18 protein-coding genes are annotated in these 21,389 nt (G+C 32.3%); 13 read left to right on the forward strand and 5 right to left on the reverse strand.

Annotated features, from left to right (window positions below):
* Positions 1 to 152 precede the first annotated feature (152 nt).
* The 3 genes from DZ60_RS25690 to DZ60_RS0114010 form a co-directional block, all read right to left on the reverse strand.
* A complete protein-coding gene (locus DZ60_RS25690) occupies positions 153 to 968 on the reverse strand; it encodes a M23 family metallopeptidase (protein ID WP_025742669.1) in 816 nt (271 codons plus the stop codon).
* Between the two features lie 226 nt (positions 969 to 1,194).
* On the reverse strand, positions 1,195 to 3,021 hold the full coding sequence (locus DZ60_RS0114005; RefSeq protein WP_025742670.1) for a TonB-dependent receptor: 1,827 nt from the start codon (positions 3,019 to 3,021) through the stop codon (positions 1,195 to 1,197).
* 28 nt (positions 3,022 to 3,049) lie between these two features.
* Entirely contained in the window at positions 3,050 to 6,067 is a 3,018-nt protein-coding gene (locus tag DZ60_RS0114010; protein WP_025742671.1) for a tetratricopeptide repeat protein, read from the reverse strand.
* Positions 6,068 to 6,511: 444 nt separating this feature from the next.
* Between DZ60_RS0114010 and DZ60_RS0114015 the strand changes: the two genes are divergently transcribed.
* Positions 6,512 to 7,195, forward strand: a complete 684-nt coding sequence (locus tag DZ60_RS0114015) for a cell division ATP-binding protein FtsE (protein WP_025742672.1) — start codon at positions 6,512 to 6,514, stop codon at positions 7,193 to 7,195.
* 635 nt (positions 7,196 to 7,830) lie between these two features.
* On the opposite strand, the gene typA is transcribed toward DZ60_RS0114015, so the two are convergent.
* Entirely contained in the window at positions 7,831 to 9,630 is a 1,800-nt protein-coding gene (typA, locus tag DZ60_RS0114020) for a translational GTPase TypA (protein WP_025742673.1), read from the reverse strand.
* Between the two features lie 555 nt (positions 9,631 to 10,185).
* Here typA and DZ60_RS0114025 point away from each other — a divergent pair.
* The 5 genes from DZ60_RS0114025 (at position 10,186) to DZ60_RS0114045 (ending at position 14,426) form a co-directional block, all read left to right on the forward strand.
* The gene (locus DZ60_RS0114025; protein ID WP_152537439.1) at positions 10,186 to 10,935 is read left to right on the forward strand and encodes a hypothetical protein; all 750 of its coding nucleotides are present in this window, start codon (positions 10,186 to 10,188) and stop codon (positions 10,933 to 10,935) included.
* A gap of 28 nt (positions 10,936 to 10,963) precedes the next feature.
* A complete protein-coding gene (locus tag DZ60_RS0114030; protein WP_152537440.1) occupies positions 10,964 to 11,500 on the forward strand; it encodes a hypothetical protein in 537 nt (178 codons plus the stop codon).
* 12 nt (positions 11,501 to 11,512) lie between these two features.
* Positions 11,513 to 12,475: a sporulation-delaying protein SdpB family protein gene (locus tag DZ60_RS0114035; RefSeq protein ID WP_025742676.1), complete on the forward strand. Its 963-nt coding sequence runs from the start codon at positions 11,513 to 11,515 to the stop codon at positions 12,473 to 12,475.
* 245 nt (positions 12,476 to 12,720) lie between these two features.
* Positions 12,721 to 13,539: a 3-deoxy-8-phosphooctulonate synthase gene (gene kdsA / locus DZ60_RS0114040; protein WP_025742677.1), complete on the forward strand. Its 819-nt coding sequence runs from the start codon at positions 12,721 to 12,723 to the stop codon at positions 13,537 to 13,539.
* Positions 13,540 to 13,544: 5 nt separating this feature from the next.
* Positions 13,545 to 14,426 (forward strand): hypothetical protein, encoded by an 882-nt coding sequence (locus DZ60_RS0114045; RefSeq protein WP_025742678.1) that lies wholly within the window; start codon positions 13,545 to 13,547, stop codon positions 14,424 to 14,426.
* Positions 14,427 to 14,435: 9 nt separating this feature from the next.
* Here DZ60_RS0114045 and DZ60_RS0114050 read toward each other — a convergent pair whose 3' ends face one another.
* Entirely contained in the window at positions 14,436 to 14,780 is a 345-nt protein-coding gene (locus DZ60_RS0114050; RefSeq protein ID WP_025742679.1) for a DUF1801 domain-containing protein, read from the reverse strand.
* Between the two features lie 55 nt (positions 14,781 to 14,835).
* On the opposite strand from DZ60_RS0114050, the gene DZ60_RS0114055 reads away from it, so the two are divergent.
* The 7 genes from DZ60_RS0114055 (at position 14,836) to DZ60_RS0114090 (ending at position 21,023) form a co-directional block, all read left to right on the forward strand.
* Positions 14,836 to 16,335 carry a carboxypeptidase-like regulatory domain-containing protein gene (locus DZ60_RS0114055; RefSeq protein WP_025742680.1) on the forward strand — a complete coding sequence of 500 codons (1,500 nt, stop codon included), beginning with the start codon at positions 14,836 to 14,838 and terminating at the stop codon, positions 16,333 to 16,335.
* Between the two features lie 72 nt (positions 16,336 to 16,407).
* On the forward strand, positions 16,408 to 17,013 hold the full coding sequence (locus tag DZ60_RS0114060; protein ID WP_025742681.1) for a hypothetical protein: 606 nt from the start codon (positions 16,408 to 16,410) through the stop codon (positions 17,011 to 17,013).
* 30 nt (positions 17,014 to 17,043) lie between these two features.
* The gene (locus DZ60_RS0114065) at positions 17,044 to 17,337 is read left to right on the forward strand and encodes a winged helix-turn-helix domain-containing protein (protein WP_025742682.1); all 294 of its coding nucleotides are present in this window, start codon (positions 17,044 to 17,046) and stop codon (positions 17,335 to 17,337) included.
* A 53-nt stretch (positions 17,338 to 17,390) separates the two neighbouring features.
* On the forward strand, positions 17,391 to 17,852 hold the full coding sequence (locus DZ60_RS0114070) for a Coq4 family protein (RefSeq protein ID WP_025742683.1): 462 nt from the start codon (positions 17,391 to 17,393) through the stop codon (positions 17,850 to 17,852).
* A gap of 310 nt (positions 17,853 to 18,162) precedes the next feature.
* Positions 18,163 to 18,810 carry a DUF1361 domain-containing protein gene (locus DZ60_RS0114080; protein WP_025742684.1) on the forward strand — a complete coding sequence of 216 codons (648 nt, stop codon included), beginning with the start codon at positions 18,163 to 18,165 and terminating at the stop codon, positions 18,808 to 18,810.
* Positions 18,811 to 18,835: 25 nt separating this feature from the next.
* The gene (creD, locus tag DZ60_RS0114085) at positions 18,836 to 20,191 is read left to right on the forward strand and encodes a cell envelope integrity protein CreD (protein ID WP_025742685.1); all 1,356 of its coding nucleotides are present in this window, start codon (positions 18,836 to 18,838) and stop codon (positions 20,189 to 20,191) included.
* 58 nt (positions 20,192 to 20,249) lie between these two features.
* A complete protein-coding gene (locus DZ60_RS0114090; protein ID WP_152537441.1) occupies positions 20,250 to 21,023 on the forward strand; it encodes a hypothetical protein in 774 nt (257 codons plus the stop codon).
* The last annotated feature ends 366 nt before the right edge of the window (positions 21,024 to 21,389 follow it).

Here is a 21,389-nt window from a genome sequence, read left to right on the forward strand (position 1 = left end):
TAAACCTATATCAAAAAAACCGGGTAGTTTTTATGACTACCCGGTTTTTTGTTTTTTTAAATTGTCTTATCCTGAAATAGCGTTACAATTAAATGTTATTTTATGGAATCAAGAGATTCAAATTACCTACCTAAATTGAAACTGATCAAAAATTAATACCCTCTCATATATTTCTTCTTTTCTATAAGCTCTACTGCTTCTTCCCCCTTCCCTATCAGAAACTTTGTCTTAAGAGTTTCTCTTTTCTTTAATCTCTGAAAAAACACTGTAAAATGTAAATGAGGTCCTGTAGCCCAACCTACATCTCCGCTTAACCCAATTAACTGACCTATTTTCACATTAGCTCCCACTTTTACTTTAGCACCATTCTGTTTGAGATGTGTATATTCGGCAAAGGTTCCGTCCTCATGATAAACAAGAATATAATTATTATATTTTGCGCATTCTGATGTAGTACACCTTTTAGTATAACTTTGCTCAACATCTACTACAACCCCTCCTCTTGCAGCATAAACTTTTGTGCCAATAGGCATTTTGAAATCTAATGAATTTTCATTCTGATGAGAAACAGCCCCATTATAACCTTGCGAAAGCCAATAATCTTCACCTTTGGGAAATGGTAAATAATATTTAAAATCATCATCATATTTTAAACGATTATGGTCCCCAAAATTATATGTTGATTCGAACCCTAGTTTAATCCTCTTTCTTGCATTTACAATTTCCAAAACAGTAATTATATGCCCTTTGGTTTTTTTTGGTACTACAAAGACTTTATCATTACCGTTACTGGAACTAAGATTTTCTAGTCTTAAGTTCATTTCGACGGATACTGGAGTTACTTCATCATTGTCAGCCAAAATCACATATCCAGTTTTGGTTTCTTCATAATATAGACGAAAGTTCTCTTGTGAGAATGTAATAACAGAAAACAAACTGAAAAGAAGAAAAAGACTACTATTTCTCATTATTTTTATTTTATCGTATTAAAACCATCATTTTTTAAATAATGACAAATAAGATAACAAAAAATATGCCTAGAATAAGAAATATTTGATTTCTCGCACAATAGCAAGCGTATATCTACAGTAAAATTGACCAAAAATATATAAAATACATTACAGCAAATAGGAGCAAGAACATTCTTAAAATTTTATCTTTTGCCCTTTCTATTTTGTGTATTAAAACAGATAATTAATAATCGAACTTATAAGTAGCACCTCCTAAAACCTGTAACCCTTGTACCGGAAAATTGACCCATTGCTCATAATTTTGTCCTGTAAGATTATTGCCCTTTACAAAAAAGGAAAGTCTTTCACTTAGGCGATATCCCAAATTAACATTGGCATCAAAATAAGAATCTAACACGGTAATAGGTTCTGAAAAAGCAGTAGGTGTAAATTGATTATCAATATCCTTTCGTTCTCCTACATGAAATAGTTGTGCTCCAAAAAACCAATTTTTATTGACTTGATAGTCCAAAAACACTGTAGACTTCATTTCAGGTAAATTCCATGGCTCTTGTTCATTCTCCATTGTATAATCAAAAACTTCGACAGATGCTCCCAAAAAAAACTTTTTATTAACCTCTACATTTAATTCTCCATAGGCTTTTATGGTTTTTACATTGTCATAACGATATGCAAAAGAGTTACCATGATCAAATCCTGCTAACTTTAGCAGCGGCACACTATTAGAAACAAATAAGGGCTTGCTATTCTCGATATTATAACTTCCTTTTATGTTATACCCCAATACATCTGCTATTTTACCTTTTAACCCTATATAAGCATCATATGGATTATCTGTGGGTTGTATAGTCATTGTCGGAGAAACAAACGGGTTTTCTTTTACGGCATCTCTGTACGTATTTTGCCTAAGCATTCCTTCTAATCCACCGTATACAATTACATTATCATCTAACAACCTATAAGATGCCGTTATTTTTGGATAAATTAAAAGGTCATTATCTGCTTGCTGCGTATTTACACTATACACAAGCTCTGCTCCTAGAATCAATGTTAGATTATCTCTTAACACCTGAAGGCTGGGATGTACACCAAAATTTATGACCTGGTAGTTATTTATTACACCCACAGTAATCTCTCTATCAAAAGACCCCTTAAGAAAATCAACCGTTGCCTTTGTAGTAATTAATTCATGGCCCATCTCAAACTCCATCGTAGGAGCGACGACCAAATGACTTTCTTTAGACTTAAAAGCATCTCTAAAAAAACTAAAGTCAGCTTCAATTCTCTTAAAATATAGTTTATTAAACTCAAACTTACCTCCTAGTTTTGCTCCAAAGTAACTTTGTTGAGGGTCTATAGCTTCAATTTCTTCATCAGATAAAATTGGGGTTTCAGGAAGCCCATACCAGTTATACAATTTATGCTCTATCCCCGCCTCGATACCATATGTATAATCTCTGGTTCTTGAGGTATAATTAAAATCCAAAAAAGTATTGTAATACTTATCTTCTAATTTTACATCTTCTATTCCTCCTTGAGAGGAATTATGATGCAAGTAAATTCCTGCATTATCCGACCTATTGATCTGAAAATTACTATAAAACTCTGCCAAAACAGATGTAAAACTCCCTAACCCCAAAGTAGCATAATTATCATAAATCTTTATAGGTTTTGGTTTATCTATATTAGCTGCCTTCCCTTTAATCGGAGTATATGTAGAAGCTACCGGAACAGAAAAAATACTATATCGTAATTCTTTTTTTTGTTGCGTAATAGAATCATTAAGAACAGGAATAGATTTTACTTTAAAAGCATCACTTATGGTTGGGGTGTAAGCTTTAACAATCACCACACGCTCTGTATCTAGTGTTTCATTTTCATTATCTTCTTCTTGCCCAAAAGCAGACATACTAAAAAAGACACCTAACAAGAAAGAAACAAGGAACCTGTTATACTGCACCTTACTAAAGGTTTTTACCAAAAAAATTGCTAAATATTTTTGATATTTGTTTGAAAAGAGAATAATATCCTTTTTAAAATATATCGACATATAATATAAATCGTTTAATAACTGATTACTACTGTTCGGTTTGAATTGATGAGTTTGTCTTTGCTTCATTGGCTTTAATCACCTGCAATTCGATACTTGCCTCATCAACCACCTCTGGGTAATCCGTGAAATTTTTAATTACAGTTTCTAAAATATAAGTTGCCTGATAGGCATCGTTAAGCCCATAAAAGTTTTTGGCCATTAACACCAATCCTTTGCATCCAAAAAATCGATACCCTGGAAAATCTTTAGAGAGTGTCTGGATAACATTATTAGATGCCTTGTAATTTCCTTCTAAATTCTTAAAATATGCATCATGATATAAGGCTTCAGCAGCTAATTCACCAGTTGCAATTTTTTGCACTTCAGCATATGCGCTTTTTGCCTTTGACATATTAGAAGTTTGCATAGCTGCTCGTGCTATAAAAATCTGAGCATCGCTTTTTACATCATTCTGAATTTTTGCATTGGTCAAAACCTTATCGGCATATTCAATTGTTTTTTGATAATCCCCTAATTGGTAATAACACTTCATTAAGTTAGTTTGTGCAAAAATTATATTTTGGGGGTAATCAGCATATTGTTCTAGACGTTCTAATACAGGAATTGCGTTTTTATATGTACTTGACTCTAGATATATCTGCGATAATCTAGCTAGCGCTCTCTCTGTAAATTCTGTCCTATCTTTTTGCAATACATACTCATAATGTGGGATCGCCTCATCAGTATTTTGATTCTTAAAATATAATTGAGCAAGATAAAAATGCCCCTTCATCGCATGCAACCCAGTCGGAAACTCATTTAAGTATTTTTTAAAACCAGTAATTGCTCCCTTATCATTACCATCTAAAAATTGTTTTTCTGCAGCCTCATAAGAAGTGTTATCCAAATCTGCATCACTAATATCAACAAAACTTAAACCTTTTACCCAAGATGCGTATTCATCTGTTCTTCCTAAGTCTACATAAATAAGTCGAGCAGTATTTACAGCTTGTATTGCTTCATCAGTACCTGGATATTCGGCTACTACTTTTTTAAATTTTGCTAATGCATTTTCTCCTTTATCTCCATTGTAATAAACCAGCCCTTGTTTTAATAATGCTTTAGGAACATAGGAGCTTCTTGGCATATCATCAATAAGACGATTATAAGCATCAATACCTTGTTGTATTTTATTCTCAGAAATATAAACATCTCCCAGAGTAAACATTACATCGTCTCTATACGTGGATTCTCGATATACTTTTAGGAACATTTCGAGGTTCTCAATCTTTTGATCATTTTTATCTATAAAACCATAACTAATAGCCTTCTGATAATGCGCATAATCAGAGTTTGGTCCATTTTTTTCGATTACCTTATTGTACGCTTCTAGAGCTGGCCAATATTTACTCGAAATAAAATGGCTATCCCCTAATCTCAAATATGCATCCATCAATTTGATCTCATCAACTCCGCTTTTTTTAGAAAACGCATCAAAATTATCTGTAGACTTGGTATATTGTTTTAGTTTAAAATTAGTGTAACCTAAATGATATTCGATATCGGCATATTCCTTAGTTAGGTATGCGCCATTACTATTTACATACTCCTCAAAATTTAGTAAGGCCTCTTCAAAATCTCCCAAAACATAATAACTTTCTGCTCTCCAAAATAAAGATCTAGCGATAAAAATAGGATTAATACGTTCGTTTAGGGATTTATTAAAATATACAATTGCTCGCTCATATTGATTTGACAGATATAACTCTAACCCCCTATAAAAAGCAACTTTTTGATACACTGATCGATCACCATAATTATTGTTCCCCTCAAGAAGGTTCATTGCTTCTTTATAGTTCTTAGATGTAATATATGAGCTAATTAAAAGTTCCTTAATCTCGTCTTCATGCTCAGTATCAGGATATAATTTTAGGTATCTCAATAATACATTTGGCGTACTCTCAAAAGAATTCCCAATTTCATACCCTAATTTAGCATAGTTATAAAGTGCATCTTCTTTGATTTTTCCTTCAAAATCCATTTCTGATGCATTCTTAAATGCATTTAATGCCTGTTGTTTTTGGTCTGTTTTTAAATAAGACTCTGCAAGATGGTAGTATGCATTTTGCGCAGGAGCATTTCTACCATCAACTATCTTATTAAATTCTGAAATTGCATTTTGATAATCTCCCTCCTTATAGTAGGCATATCCCAAATAATAGTAATCTGTATTATTCCATTTTCCTTTTCGTCCTTTGTATTCTTTTAGATAAGGAATTGCATTTTTATAATCTTCTAGATTAAAATAGCTTTCTCCTATAATCTTATTTAATTCAGATTTTTCTAATGATTTAGATTTTGGTAATTGCACAAGCCCTTCTTCTATTGCCCCCCTAAAATTACCAGATTTAAAATTCATATCACTCTGAAAATAGGACAGGTTTTTATTATACTCGTCCATATCTCTAACCTCATCAAATAACTTATCTGCTTCCCTATAATTATCTCCTTCATAAGCAATAAAACCAAGATAATATTTTGCTCTTGCACCATATTTGGGCGAATCCTGTACCCTAACTAAGAATTTCTTAGCCTCGTTAAACCGTTGTATTTTAAAATATGCATATCCATTATTAAAATCATAGAGTTCCTTTTGAAAACGATTTAGATTACTCGTATCAACCTTATCATACCATTTACGGGCATACGCATATTTTCCATTATCAAAATAATACGTAGCAGCATCCATATATGCCGCATTACGCTTTACACTTGTTGGATATTGTCTAACAAAATTTTCTAGAAGTTGATCTGCATCTCGTTGATTTAACCATACTGCACAATTTGCAATATAATAGGTACACTCTGCATCAATATTTTCGTCTTCGGATGCATCTCTTACTTTATCAAAAAGATTTTGCGCAGCAAGAAATTGCTTATTATTATATAATTCTAATGCTTGATTAAAAAGCACTAAATCATTAGTGTAGATGGCAGATTGTTGTGCCGTAATTGATATTGACACACCAATTACGAGAAGCATCGAATAGATGTAATTCTTCATTTAATTAAATGAGTTTAGAGTTATTTATTTCGATCCAATATAAATCGATCAAAACAGAACAACAATTTAATGAAACTCAAGGTAAACCTTGTTTTGTTTGAGTAAATATCTTTTCCCAGTAGATGATTTATGTGTTAAATATCGTCCAATTTATGCTATATTAACGTAAGTTTTTAAAGATAATTACATTAAGAAATTAGAATTATGAATTCTTTAGTATGCAATCAATTAAAAAGGACAAAATTGAAAATATATAGTAACTAAGTAATTTATTTAGTAAAACAAGAGTATACAAAAACCATTTATTTATAAAAACCTAAAATATTTATATCAAAAAAAGGTTATTAATTGGTATTAGTTAAAAACTATTGCTTTGCTAAAATATTTATACCAGAAAACTTTTTACTTTTACCAATAACTATTAATAATTTAGAATCATTACTTATGTCTAATACGGTTTTAAGCCTAAAAAATGCTTCAATTTATCAACGCGAAAACTTAATCCTCTCAGAAGTTAATGTAGAAGTAAACAAAGGTGATTTTGTATACCTAATTGGTAAAACCGGTACAGGTAAAAGTAGTTTTATGAAAACACTTTACGGAGATCTTCCACTTTTAGAGGGAGAAGGAAGTATTGTAGATTTTGATTTACCTACATTACAAGAAAATCAAATTCCCTTTTTACGAAGAAAACTAGGTATTGTATTTCAAGATTTTAAACTTCTTAATGATCGTACCGTAAAAGACAACCTTTTATTCGTTCTTAAAGCCACAGGATGGACTGATGAAAAAGGGATGATTAGTAAAATAGATGATGTCCTTGATAAAGTAGGCATGAAAACCAAAGACTTCAAATTTCCGTATCAATTATCAGGAGGAGAACAGCAGCGTATAGCGATTGCAAGAGCATTACTCAATGACCCAGAATTAATACTTGCCGATGAACCTACAGGAAATTTGGATCCTCAAACCTCTGTAGAAGTTATGGAAGTGCTACAGGATATTAATAAAAATGGTAATACAATTCTCATGGCAACTCATGATTATGCCTTATTACTAAAGTATCCATCAAAAACATTAAAGTGTGACGGCAGCAAGGTTTTTGAAGTAGTACAAAGAAAAGGATAACAACATCAATACTATACAACCACCTACCTTAATACAATAAATAGCAACACTACTATTTAGTTTCAAAAATCAAAAAAAAATACGAAAACCTGTATTTAATCGTTAAAAAATTGCTTTTTACCGATTATTTATTGTTTTTTACAAGTGAAGTCATAATAAAACTACGTATATTTGAAATGTAGATTTAATTAAAATTATTTATTACACTCGCCCCAAAAAGCGAACAATACCTCGAGATATTTGGATTAGCCCCAAAAATATCGAATAAAAACCCGGAAGCCTTCGGGTTTTTTTTATGAAAAAAAACAACTTTTTCTTGTTATGATATCATATCTGTGCATCTAATAAGTAGTTGGATACATGAAGTTCGGTATCCATTGATAAACAATTAGTCTAACAAATAAAATTAAGGGGTATGAAATTATTTTACACAGCAATGAATTTCAATTTAAATGGTGTTTTAAGTTTCTTAAAACAATTACCAGAAGCAACAAGCTATGTTATGAGGAAATAATGTTTTTCTTGGGGAAGATTAAAAACATATAATCATTACATTTTTTGATTGCAAATCAAAAAACCCGAATAATTAAAATTATTCGGGTTTTTACATATTATATAGTATTTAAGAAATACTATTATACAATCTTATTACGCTTACGCTCTACTTCTGTTAAGTAAATTTTACGCAATCTTAAGTGATTTGGAGTTACCTCTACGTATTCATCTTTTTGAATATATTCTAGCGCCTCTTCTAACGAAAACTTAATTGCTGGTACAATTTTAGCTTTATCATCTGCTCCAGAAGAACGTACATTTGAAAGTTTTTTGGTTTTGGTAATATTAACAGCCATATCATCTCCTCTAGAGTTTTCGCCTATTACCTGCCCCTCATAAATATCTTCTCCCGGATCAACAAAAAACTTACCTCTATCCTGTAATTTATCAATAGAATATGGTATTGCAGATCCTTTTTCCATAGAAACTAAAGATCCATTAATACGCCCAGGTATATCCCCTTTTAATGGTTGATATTCCTTAAAACGGTGCGCCATAATCGCCTCTCCTGCAGTGGCTGTCAGTAATTGATTACGCATACCAATAATTCCTCTAGAAGGAATTATAAATTCGCATACCATTCGATCACCTTTGGCTTCCATACTCAACATTTCTCCTTTTCGCATGGTAACCATTTCTACAGCTTTCCCAGAAACGCTTTCAGGCAGATCAATAGTTAATTCCTCTATAGGCTCACATTTCACACCATCAATCTCCCTTATAATCACCTGAGGTTGACCTATCTGCAACTCATATCCTTCTCGACGCATAGTCTCAATAAGTACAGATAAATGCAATACTCCACGACCAAAAACGATGAACTTATCAGCACTGTCTGTTTCATTTACTCGTAATGCTAAGTTCTTCTCTAGTTCTTTCTCTAATCTTTCCTTAATATGTCTTGAGGTAACGAATTTCCCATCTTTTCCGAAGAAAGGTGAATCATTAATTGTAAACAACATACTCATTGTTGGTTCATCAATAGCAATTGTCTTAAGCCCTTCTGGGTTTTCTACATCTGCAACCGTGTCACCAATCTCAAAACCTTCTAAACCAACCAAAGCACAAATATCTCCCGCTTCTACCTTCTCAGCTTTTCTTCTTCCTAATCCTTCAAACGTATGAATCTCCTTTATTTTGGTCTTTTTGATAGATCCATCTCTCTTTACCAAAGAAACTTGCATGCCCTCTGTCAGCGTTCCTCTTTGTAAACGACCAATAGCAATACGTCCTGTAAATGACGAAAAATCCAAAGAAGTAATTAACAACTGCGGTGTACCTTCTTCTAACTTAGGAGCAGGAATATGCTCTATCACCATATCAAGTAAAGGCTCTATAGAATCCGTCTCGTTTTTCCAGTCATCACTCATCCAGTTGTTCTTTGCAGAACCATATACTGTAGGAAAGTCTAACTGCCACTCCTCTGCACCTAGTTCAAACATCAGATCAAACACTTTCTCGTGAACTTCTTCTGGAGTACAATTTTCTTTATCTACTTTATTCACTACAACACAAGGCTTCAATCCTAGATCTATTGCCTTTTGTAATACAAAACGAGTTTGCGGCATTGGCCCTTCAAAAGCATCAACAAGTAATAAAACCCCATCAGCCATATTTAGTACTCGCTCTACTTCTCCTCCAAAATCGGCGTGACCGGGGGTATCAATAATATTAATTTTAGTATCCTTATATATAACAGAAACGTTCTTTGAGGTAATTGTGATTCCTCTTTCGCGCTCAAGATCATTATTATCCAAAATTAAATCACCCGTATTTTCGTTTTCACGAAAAAGTTGACAATGATACATAATTTTATCCACCAACGTAGTCTTACCGTGATCTACGTGAGCAATTATTGCAATGTTTTTTATAGCAGTCATATACACCTTAATTTAAGGCTGCAAAGGTAAGGGTTATTTTGACAGGTTGTATATTTAATTTACAATATTAAGACGGATACAAAACAAAGGAATCAAAAACTATGAAAAACAAAAATAAAACACTTTAAATCAGTAATTTAATACAAAAAAAATAAAGATTTTTATCAGACAAAAATTGCTTTGGAATTATGATAAAATACGTTTCTCAAATTTTTAACGAGAATGACACAATGTAAGTACTGTCTACAAAAAACAGCTGTGCTAAAAAAATTAAACAAATAGCAGGAATTTTCTACCCTCCAAAAAACACAAACTTCTTTTCTAGGTAATTACCATATTAATCAAAAGTATTTATGGTCTAAAAAACTTCTTGAGATTTATAAATCAAAACCCCTGATTTATAAATCTCAAGAACCACCTCTTGTTTCTCATACATCATACAGATTACTTTTAGGTGTATAAATAATCACAAACATGACGCACACAGAACGTTTTAATGGTGAAAGCCGAAAAACCATAAACATAGAGTAGGCATAAAATTAAAAATCATTTAGTATGAAAAACACTCTTAAATTCTTAATGTTTGCCATTGGCATGGCAGCTTTGATCATTAGTTGCTCAAATGAGCAAGACGACCTCGAATATACGGACGCACATATTAATAACCTGTCGGGCGAAGAACTCTTTAAAAGTATCATTTTTGCCGATGGAGAAATCACTAGTAAAATCCCCGCTTTAACAAGTAATCTTGATTTTGAATCTTTCTTTAACGATGAGGAATTGGTCGCTTATCGTGAGACACAAGATAAAATCCTTTCAAGAATTCAAGAAAAGGACCCGAATTTTCTCTCTTCATTTAAGGAAGCAATTATTTCTAAAGAATTTTATCTAATTAAAAAATCAATCCTAGAGGCAACTGATTTATTAGTTAAAACATCTAACGAAATTAATAACATATCTATAGCAGATGGAGAAAAAATTGCTCAATCGATCATAAATAACAAGGAACTCGATATTACCAAATTTGATGCAGAGGGAAGAAAGATCATCAATATGAAATTAGACGAACTATCTAAAACAAATTTGAACGAGGATAACAAATTTGTATTGGTAATTGGTTTTGGTATAGCAGTAGTGACTGCCGCTGTTATCGGAAATGTAGCCTATGTTGTTAATGCGTACAGCTTTGGAAATGTTACACAAACTGTTAATTGGCAATTACCTGAAGCATACCCAGATCAGGATTTGGGCGATGATATGGTACTTGATGAAGTTACTACATCCCTAATACAGTTAACTAACTAAATCATAAATCTACAAACAAACCTTGGCTATGAATATTACACGCTTCTACTTTATGATGATGATCATAACGGGCTTTATTATTTTTTACACCCTCGTTGTTTTTATTCAAGATAACCCTGTTTCTCTTAGGTACGATATCGGGAATAAAAGAAGTGTAAAAATGTTTATCAGCCAAGGTTTTGGTTTTTTTACCAAAGATCCCAAAACAGATATATATAGGTTGTACAAAGACAATAACGGAACAGTTGAAGAAATCAAGCACGAAAATTTTGGTATTGATAACAGTTTTGGAACTAATAGAAGAATGCGCTTACTAGAAAGCAAACTTGAAATGGTTTTTGGTAGATTAGACTCCACAGATTACCTATCGCCCAAAATACCACTTCAAAAGTTTTTTGTGGACCCAGAATCCATAAAACCAGTAGTTATAAAATTTGATCATCAGCTTATATGTGGTGAATATTACCTTGTAAAAAGCAAACCAAAACCTTGGTCTCTTTTCTCAAAAGATTTAATAGGCTATTACCCATATAAGGTTAGTAAAATGATTTTTAAATGTCAATAATATACCTATACAATGAAAATTATATCTCAAATAACCAATAAAGAATATCATACAAATGTAGTAGGGTTATCAAGAAGCCTTCTAGCCTTTGGCACATTGTTAACGCTATTATTTAATAACAATCAATTATTATTTTTTTATGGAGTTGATTTTGATACTAGATATATAGGTCAAAGTCCATTTACTCTTTTTGGCCTATTCACAGATGCTAATTTAATGTATGCTAAGCTAATAGCAATTGCAGTACTATTGGTAGTAATACTTGGTTATTACCCAAGATTTATGGGCATCCTTCATTGGTATATAACCTACAGTTTTTTGAGTGATTGCCCTATCGTAGACGGAGGAGATCAGATCGCTTCACAAATCACATTGATACTAATTCCTATTACACTTTTGGATAGTAGAAAAAGTCATTGGAATAAGCCTCGGACAAAAAACTACAGTCCATACTTAAGAATTGTTACTTATTTCGCTTTTTTTCTACTACATTTTCAAATAGCCTTTATATACTTTGATGCAGCGGTATCAAAAATTAGAGTTGAAGAATGGATAAACGGTACAGCAGTGTATTACTGGTTTACGAGTCCCACTTTCGGAGTTGGTGATTTTTTACAACCCTTAATATACCCTCTACTCAAACACCCAATTACCTTAACGCTTATTACATGGTCTACCATAGCACTTGAACTCACCCTTGCAGGAGCACTATTCATGAAATATACTAAATCAAAGATTCTCCTGTTTTTGGGTTTGGCTTTTCACTTTATGATTATTCTAATACATGGCTTACCTAGTTTCTTTTGCACCATGTCAGCTTGTTTGGTCATCTATTTACTCCCTTCAAATTACCACATATCATCTATAAAAATCGCAGAAATTTTTTCAAAAAAAAATGATTTCTTTTTTGTTTTCAAAAAAAAATTCGAAACCATTTTGTCTAAAAATAAATCATCTAAAAGAGTAATCTCATAACTTAAATTTACATCCGAGGGTACATAAAAGATGTACTTTAAACAATTATTTCTCTTTCTCATTAATTCGTGCTAATGCAGATAATGTAATAGTTAATCAAAAAGATACTTGTGATATTTTTTTATGATGTTGTTTTCTGTCAGAATAGATCGGTCTTAATCCAACTCCTTGTTATAATTACTTTTAGTGATAATTCTTTGCTTGCGTTACTAAAAGACTATCTTTGCTTCGGAAAAAAACTAATGATGGAATTAAAGAACATCCCTAATATCAAGCATCTTGACGCTGACAATTTTTTTCTTTTGGCAGGTCCTTGTGCAATCGAAGGAGAAGAAATGGCATTGCGCATTGCAGAAAAAGTAGTTGAGATTACCTCTGAACTAAAAATTCCATATGTTTTTAAAGGTTCTTTCAAAAAAGCAAATCGTAGTCGTATTGATAGCTTTACTGGGATCGGAAACGAAAAAGCCTTAAAAATTTTACGTAAAGTTGGGGAAACATTCCAGATTCCTACCGTGACAGACATCCACGAAAATGAAGATGCCCTAATCGCTGCAGAATATGTAGATATTTTACAAATTCCTGCTTTTTTAGTGCGACAAACAGACCTTGTTGTTGCTGCCGCCAAAACAGGAAAGACTGTTAATTTGAAAAAAGGACAATTTATGAGTCCTGAAGCCATGCAACATGCTGTAAAAAAAGTAAAAGACAGCGGCAATGACAATGCTATGATTACGGATCGTGGTACCATGTTTGGATATCAAGACATGGTTGTTGATTTTAGAGGGATCCCAACAATGAAACAATTTGCTACAACTGTCCTAGATGTTACACATTCTCTACAACAGCCAAATCAGTCAAGTGGTGTAACAGGAGGAAGACCCGATATGATAGAAACAATTGCTCGAGCAGGAATCGCAACGGGCGTTGATGGCTTATTCATAGAAACGCACTTTGATCCTGCAAACGCAAAAAGCGATGGAGCCAATATGCTAGACCTACAATATCTAAAAAAATTATTAAGCAATCTGGTAGCGATTAGACAAGCTATTGCTAATCTCTAATCGTCTTGAGAAAAAAAATACTACTAAGTTTCTTAGTTTTAATACTGGGAAAACAGAAAACTATTGCGCAAAATGAAGAGGTTTCACCCCTTGCAAATAGCGACAATAATACAACAGGAAATAAGGGAAGAGTTTTCTTTTATTGGGGCTGGAACACTGCGCAGTATAGTAATTCGAATATTCATTTTTATGGAAACAATTATGATTTTACTATTCATAATGCACAAGCCGGAGATAGAATTACAAAACCTATTACATTTAGAGAATACTTACATCCTACAAATCTTACCATCCCACAAACTAATGCAAGATTAGGATACTATTTTCATGACCATTGGAGTGTTTCGATTGGATTAGATCATATGAAATATGTGATGCGCCTTTTTGGTAATGCAACAATATCAGGAGAAATTAATCTCACAGATCAGGACGAGGGCGTTCCTTACTTTAATGGTAATTATGATCATAGTGACATTGCCTTATTAAAAACATTTGTTGAGTTCGAACACACAGATGGACTTAATTATGTAACTGCAGAAATCGGCCGTATTGATAATCTGGGAGCGTACATAAACCTTAATCCGAAGAAAATACAAATTAACCTTATCGAAGGGTTTAGTGCCGGGGTGGTAATCCCCAAAACAAATGCAACCATTCTAGGAAAAGAGCGTCATGATGCGTTTCACCTTGCTGGCTATGGTATATCACTAAAAGGAGGAATTAATATCACTTTCTTTAATTCATTTTTTATTCAAACCGAGATCAAAGGAGGATTTATAAACCTTCCCGATATTAGAACAACCAATAGCACTAGTGATAAAGCAACACAAAATTTCTTTTTCTTTCAACAAAATGTTACCCTTGGCGGAACCTTTAAGATATTTTAAAATATCTTTTTATTCATATAACCCTTTAGCCTCATTGAGAATATCGATGGCAACCTGATTATCTATATCCTCAAGAGCCCTATACCTCAATGATTTCATCACCTTTCTCCCATCTGTTACTAAATGATCTAAATGAATATTGATCTGATTGGCTTTCCAGAATCCAACATCAACATATCCTTTGGTTACATTGAGGTAACAAAATGGTTTATCAAACAAATAATAAAAAGGAATTTTATACTTGTATTTAAGCACCACAGAAGGAACAGATGTCTCTATAAGTATCTGAATGTGTGACAGTATCGTTTTAAAAGGTTCTGATTGATTAAGTATATATTCTTCTGCTGGATTCATAAAAAATCGCTATTTTTAGAGTAGAAAAACAGTAACCCCAATATACATATTCCCTTTGAAACTAAAAAAAACAGATTGCCTGCCCCTGCAACTAGTTCTTTTACTTTGCTTATTTACCCCATTACTAATAATAGCGCAAGAAAAAGAAAGCACTTCTAAACAAGCCCCTATTACCATCGTGGCAAAGGTTCTTGATAAAGAATCTAAAGAACCACTGCCTTTTACAAATGTAATTGTAGAAGGAACTTCTATAGGAACTATTACTAATGAAGAAGGCTTTTTTGAACTTACAGTCAGCGAAAAATACAAAAGATCTAAACTTGTTTTTTCATTTATAGGATATCAAAACACAAGTATTGCGATCAAATCATTTGATGGCAATGACAAATTTGTATATCTAGAAACCGAATCTAACTCATTAGATGAAGTACTACTTATAGCTAAAAACAAATACAAAGAATTTATAAACCAAGCCATCGCTACGACATCTCAAAATTATGCACAACAAGCAACATTGCTAGAAACATATTACCGAGAGCTTACCAAAATAGACAATAAGTACACAAAATTTGCAGATGCTGCAATCAACCTTTACTATTCTCCGTATGATGGTTCTTTTGATTTACAGAGGTCAAGAGTAGGATATTATAGGTTTAGTAGATTAGAGAACGAAATAAAAAAAGTTCCTTTTCCAGAACCTTCGGACCTTATTGCTGACTACAAAGACCAAGCAAAAATAATTGCTCTTCGAAAAAGTGATAACCTACAGAAATATAAAATACTAAAGCAATCTAAAGAACTTAGCGCTATTGATACCACCAACTTAAAGTGGCTTGAAAATAATGAAATTGGCGGGGGACCTTTAAGACTAACGGGAGCAGATAAATTTAAGAGACAGGAAGATTTTTTTGATCCAAAAACCAACGGTCAATATTTGTTCAAACTCTATGGGCGAAGTAGCTATAACAACAAGCCAGTATATATCATTTCCTTTGCACCAAAAGATTCGACAAATGCAAAAGCAAAATATAAAGGAGAAATTACTCTCGATGAAGAGAGCAAAGCAGTAATAGCCTACCAATATAGCCTAACCAAATTATCAAAAAAACAAAGCAGTCAAAAATTTGGGGCACAACTTAAAACACCAGAATCTGTAGAAAAAGAAAGTAAACTGGCTTTTATAAGTCGTACGACAAGTCTAGAAGATTATAAAATATATGTAACCTACTCTTATTATAACGGAAAATGGTACTTAAAACGTATTAAAGCCACAAACACCTATCTTAATACCGGAGATTTATTCGAAGACTATACCGCAATTACAGAATCAGAATTAGTAATCAATAAAACCCAAACAGAGAATATTCAAGTATTTCCTATTAATGAAGTATTTGATAGTATATTTTCGAATGCATTATTTAATCTTAACCTCCCCTATAATCAACCTTTCTGGAAAAGCTATAGTACCCTTGTAGCAACAGGAGTTGTCGGAAAAGCACTCGAAGATCTAGAGTCAACAAGTAGCTTAGAAAAACAATTCGAAACAAATAAATAGTAGTATTTATCAAATAAAAACTTGTGCATTTCAATATTTTAATTTTACTTTGCAATTCAAAGTACTTTTAATATGAGCACTAAAGAATACCTAAAAGACATTACAGAGATCAAAGACATGATGAACAAATCATCTCGTTTTTTTTCTCTTAGTGGTTTATCAGGAATTATGGCAGGAATCTACGCCTTAATCGGCGCCGCAATAGCATACTACCTAGTAACCACAAGCCAAAGAGGCTATCTTATTACTGATGGAAAAATATTTAATTACATTTTAATAGATTTGGCCGCCGTGGCACTTGTTTCTACACTCACTGCAATCGTGTTAAGTACGCAGAAAGCAAAAAGAAACAATGAGATTTTATGGAATACCGCCTCAAGGAGATTACTTGTAGCATTTTTGATTCCTCTAGTTACAGGCGGAGTATACATATTGATCAAAATTGCAACCAACCACTATGGATTAACAGGTTCCCTAATGCTTATTTTTTATGGTCTTGCATTAGTGAATGCATCTAAATATACCATTGGCAATGTCAAATACTTGGGGTATATAGAAATTGTCCTAGGGTTAATCTGTGCTATATATCCAGGCTATGGCTTTTGGTTCTGGGTACTAGGATTTGGTGTAATGCATATTATATACGGAAGCCTTATTTATTTTAAACACGATAGATAAACGCATCGTTATCCTAGGTAAAATAAAAAAATGAAGAACATCATTAATAATATTAATAAGGCTTTTGATCACAGAATCCGATTAGGCATTATGTCTATTTTGATGGTGAATGAATATGCTGATTTCAAAATGCTAAAGGAGCTACTTGGAGCTACAGATGGCAATCTGGCAAGCCATACAAAAGCTTTAGAAAAAGAAGCATATATACAAGTCGAAAAATCATTTATCGGTAGAAAACCCAACACAAAATATAGTGCCACAAAAAAAGGCAGAGAAGCATTTAAGAAACATGTAGAAGCAATTGAAAAGCTTCTAAAACAATAACTTATATTTTTTTATTCATTCACTTTGAAATTCAAAGTACTTTAAAAATTGAAATGAGAGCAATACTGGTAGAGAGATTATACGAATGGACGAAAAAACCGTATCAAAAATGGTTTAAAAAGGACCTCCCATGGAATATTTCGATAAAAGAACTTATCCAATATCCCAAAGAAAGTTTGGGATTTCACTTAGGGTGTTTTTTGTTACAGCATGACTTCACCCCTCAACCCAAACTAGAAGATCATGATGTGTTTCATGTGCTTACAAATACTGGGATTACAGTATATGAAGAAATCGCCATGCAATATTATCTTTTCGGAAATGGAAAACGCAGCGTATATCTTCTTTTCGTGCTCCTCATAGGTTCCCTATTATATCCCGATAAAATCAGGTTTTTTATACAAGCATATCAAAAAGGCAAAAAAGCATTTCCCTTTTATCAACTAGCCTATCAAAATTTACTTTATCAATCACTGTCTTCATTACAAAAAACTTTATCAATCCATTCTATATGAAAATCATACAACCCATAAACAAGAATTCTCTAATACTAGCTTCAGTTAGTTTTTTATTAGGCACTACACTCTTATTGCTCTTTTTTATAGTGAATTCTCCCATTATTAAAGTCGTCAGTATTTTTTATGTATTAATTAGCGCATCACTTAATGCAATAGCATTTATAGGCTTATTAAGCAACTCCCTTATAAATACCCAATACACCAAAGAGAATATTACTTCGATCCTACTCTTTCTAATCAATATTCCCGTAAGCCTTCTCTACTTCATTATCATATATACACAACCACACTTTTAAAAATTAAACATATGAACACACTACATGAACAACTTCCGTTTATAAAAAATTTTACTGCATCGGTCATCTTCAGTTTCACCCTATTTCTAATGCGTGCGATAAAAACGGATTCTATTTATTACCTATTCTTATTCTGGAATCTATTTTTAGCCTGTATCCCCTATGCTATCGTGCTATTAATCAGTATTAGAAAAATGAATCCATTATTATTTTGGCTGGGTTTTCTAATTTGGTTGGTATTTTTACCCAACTCACCCTATATCCTAACAGACCTACAGCATATACGTCTTAGTCCAAAACACACTGTTTGGTTTGATGTATTAATTATCATGTCGGTTGCCGTCAATGGGCTGACTATTGGTTTTGTATCCCTTCGCATGATGCAAAAATTACTTCAAGAAAAATTAACAGGAAAAACAATCAATAGGATCACCCATCTTATTCTTCTTCTCTGTGGATTCGGAATCTATCTGGGCAGAGTTCTAAGATGGAATAGCTGGGATATTCTTTATCATCCGATCGGGATTATATCAGATGTCGTAAAAAGGTTTGTATTTCCGATACAATATATCGAAACATGGATGTTCACTATGGCATTTGGTGGGTTCCTTATTCTAACCTATCGATACGCTTATAACAATCAAGAAAAATCTAATTAAAAATAAACACTAAAATTTTATTACTATGGAAACGCAAAAACAAAAGAAACCCTTTGGTGAATGGATCAAAACCTCTATTACCATTAGAATGCTTATGGTCGGTATTTTGATTCTGGTGCTACTTATACCCCTATCCTACATCAAAAACCTAATACAAGAACGCAATATCAGACAAGATGAAACAGTAAAAGAAATTAATCAAAAATGGGGAAACGAAGTTCTATTATATGGACCCATACTTAAAATACCCTATCAAATACATACCCCAAAAAAAATCTGGGACAAAAAAACTGAATCCTATATAGAGGAAGATATCATTACTACAGATTATGGATTCTTTTTTCCCAATACGCTAGACATACAATCAGACATACAATCAGAAACTCTTAAAAGAGGAATTTACAAATCTGGTGTATATACAGCAGATATGGATATCAAAGGTTCTTTTTCAGTACCAAATTTTGAAATACAAAATATTGCAGCTGCAGATATTTTATGGAATAAAGCAACTGTAATTATCAACTCTACCAATTTAAAGGGAATAAAAAGTAATTTAGAATTAAAACTGGGACCAAATTCGTATCCATTAAGATCTAGATATACGAAAAACTCCTATACCAATATTTTAGAAACCAAATTTCTAAATGAAAACTCGTTACCCAAAGACAACACTATTAACTTTGACCTCCAGCTAACTATAAACGGAAGTGAAGAGTTAAAATTTATCCCCGTAGGAAGAGAAACCAAGGTAACTATGACATCAAATTGGTCATCTCCTAACTTTTCTGGCAATTATTTACCTGATCCAAAAACGAAGGAAATCTCTGAAAATGGTTTTAAAGCTAATTGGAAAATATTACAAATCAATAGAGAATTTGAACAGGAGTTTTTTGGAGAATTGCCGCATATAAACTCATCAGCATTTGGTGTAAAACTCTTTATCCCCATTGATGAGTACCAAAAAAGTGAACGAGCTACCAAGTATGGATATCTAGTAATCGCACTCACCTTTTTAGTATTTTTTCTAATACAAAGCATTAGTAAAATACATATTCATCCTTTTCAATACCTTATGATTGGTCTGGCTTTAACCATGTTTTATACATTACTGATTTCTATATCTGAGCATTCTAACTTTTTTATAGCCTATGGCATTGCAGGAGTTTCTGTTATCGTTCTGATCTCTACATACTCTAAAGCTATTCTTAAAAGTTTTAAGTTTATGAGATTTATAGCCACTTCACTAATTGCTTTATATACATTTATCTTCGTAATTATACAATTAGAGAAGTATGCATTGCTAGTAGGAAGTATAGGATTATTCTTAATTCTTGGCACTATTATGATGGCATCCAGAAAAATCGATTGGTCAAATAACTAATCTTAGTCTAACACAACGGCTATGATTTATTTAAATTATAGCCGTAAAACCTACAAAATTGAAATATTTAATACTCATATTATCGTTTCTATTATTCGCTTTAGGCATGATAATCCTATTGATAAGTCTTTATGTTTTTGGACTAGGTTTCTTTACCATAGCTATGACAACAGGAACTTTAATAGGTTTTATTGCAACTATTATAAAACCAAGAATTGGGTACACTATTATTTTTATAAGCACAATAGTCTGGCTATTAAGATACTCTGAGCATGCAAGTTTCTTGATTTTCTATGATATAGAAAATTTCGGAAGATGGATTATGGTTCTCATCCCTTTATCAATCTCAGCAGTTTTATTCGGACTAAGTCTTAAAGCAGTACAGAATGAACGTAAAAAAGAGTTCAAATTTATCTGGATACCCATAACATTAATAACATTCATTTCGATAGGACTTTTATCATTTGTTAGAAAGTCACATATCAATGAAATTAATTGTTGGTATTATTTAGATAATAAATCTGATACGATAAAAATGACATTCGCCATCAGTCCCCAGCATAAATTTGATGCCCTATGTCACTCAAAAAACCTCAAGGAACTGATCCTTCAACAAGGAATCAAATATGAGTCAATAGATGGATATTATTTTCCCGAATCCAAAGTAAAAGTTATAACAAGCTTTAAAAAAATTACTAATGTCAAAGTTATGGGTTTTAGAAACTCTGAAACGAACAAAAAAATTAATTTCGAAAATGACTTCGAAATAGACATAAATTCAATAAAAGGAGATAAAAGCATATTAAAACCTAGGTTTACATGGGGAGATTAAATCAAAACTATATTTTCAATAAATAAAGCTTCTCGTTGATAACAAAAAATCATATTATGTAAGAACTTATTTTACGTTGTACAATTCACTTCAAAAAAACAACTAAAACCGTTGTATGTATTTTTTCAAAAAAAACACCTCTCTAAAAGCAGGTACTTATATATACAATTATACACCCGTTTTTTCCTACAAGTATTTTCAAAAAAACAGTATCAAAAAACGAAATAATTAAATTTAAAATTAGATAATATTCGCCATCCTTTACGACTTAAAAATTGGTCAACCAAAAACAAAAAATTGGTCAACCAAAATGACCTTTATTCTGACCTCTAAAAAAGGGGAAAAAACCCCTATCCCCAGATCATT

The sequence above is a fragment of the Aquimarina pacifica genome (assembly GCF_000520955.1).
In the GTDB taxonomy this organism is placed as follows: Bacteria; Bacteroidota; Bacteroidia; order Flavobacteriales; family Flavobacteriaceae; genus Aquimarina; species Aquimarina pacifica.

Coding starts and splice junctions, on each gene's coding strand:
- DZ60_RS0114035 (WP_025742676.1), top strand. CDS start 11,513: ATGAAAATTATATCTCAAATAACCAATAAAGAATATCATACAAATGTA.
- DZ60_RS0114065 (WP_025742682.1), top strand. CDS start 17,044: ATGAAGAACATCATTAATAATATTAATAAGGCTTTTGATCACAGAATC.
- DZ60_RS0114080 (WP_025742684.1), top strand. CDS start 18,163: ATGAACACACTACATGAACAACTTCCGTTTATAAAAAATTTTACTGCA.
- DZ60_RS0114025 (WP_152537439.1), top strand. CDS start 10,186: ATGAAAAACACTCTTAAATTCTTAATGTTTGCCATTGGCATGGCAGCT.
- DZ60_RS0114010 (WP_025742671.1), bottom strand. CDS start 6,067: ATGAAGAATTACATCTATTCGATGCTTCTCGTAATTGGTGTGTCAATA.
- typA (WP_025742673.1), bottom strand. CDS start 9,630: ATGACTGCTATAAAAAACATTGCAATAATTGCTCACGTAGATCACGGT.
- kdsA (WP_025742677.1), top strand. CDS start 12,721: ATGGAATTAAAGAACATCCCTAATATCAAGCATCTTGACGCTGACAAT.
- DZ60_RS0114060 (WP_025742681.1), top strand. CDS start 16,408: ATGAGCACTAAAGAATACCTAAAAGACATTACAGAGATCAAAGACATG.
- DZ60_RS0114070 (WP_025742683.1), top strand. CDS start 17,391: ATGAGAGCAATACTGGTAGAGAGATTATACGAATGGACGAAAAAACCG.
- DZ60_RS0114030 (WP_152537440.1), top strand. CDS start 10,964: ATGAATATTACACGCTTCTACTTTATGATGATGATCATAACGGGCTTT.
- DZ60_RS0114015 (WP_025742672.1), top strand. CDS start 6,512: ATGTCTAATACGGTTTTAAGCCTAAAAAATGCTTCAATTTATCAACGC.
- DZ60_RS0114005 (WP_025742670.1), bottom strand. CDS start 3,021: ATGTCGATATATTTTAAAAAGGATATTATTCTCTTTTCAAACAAATAT.
- DZ60_RS0114050 (WP_025742679.1), bottom strand. CDS start 14,780: ATGAATCCAGCAGAAGAATATATACTTAATCAATCAGAACCTTTTAAA.
- creD (WP_025742685.1), top strand. CDS start 18,836: ATGGAAACGCAAAAACAAAAGAAACCCTTTGGTGAATGGATCAAAACC.
- DZ60_RS25690 (WP_025742669.1), bottom strand. CDS start 968: ATGAGAAATAGTAGTCTTTTTCTTCTTTTCAGTTTGTTTTCTGTTATT.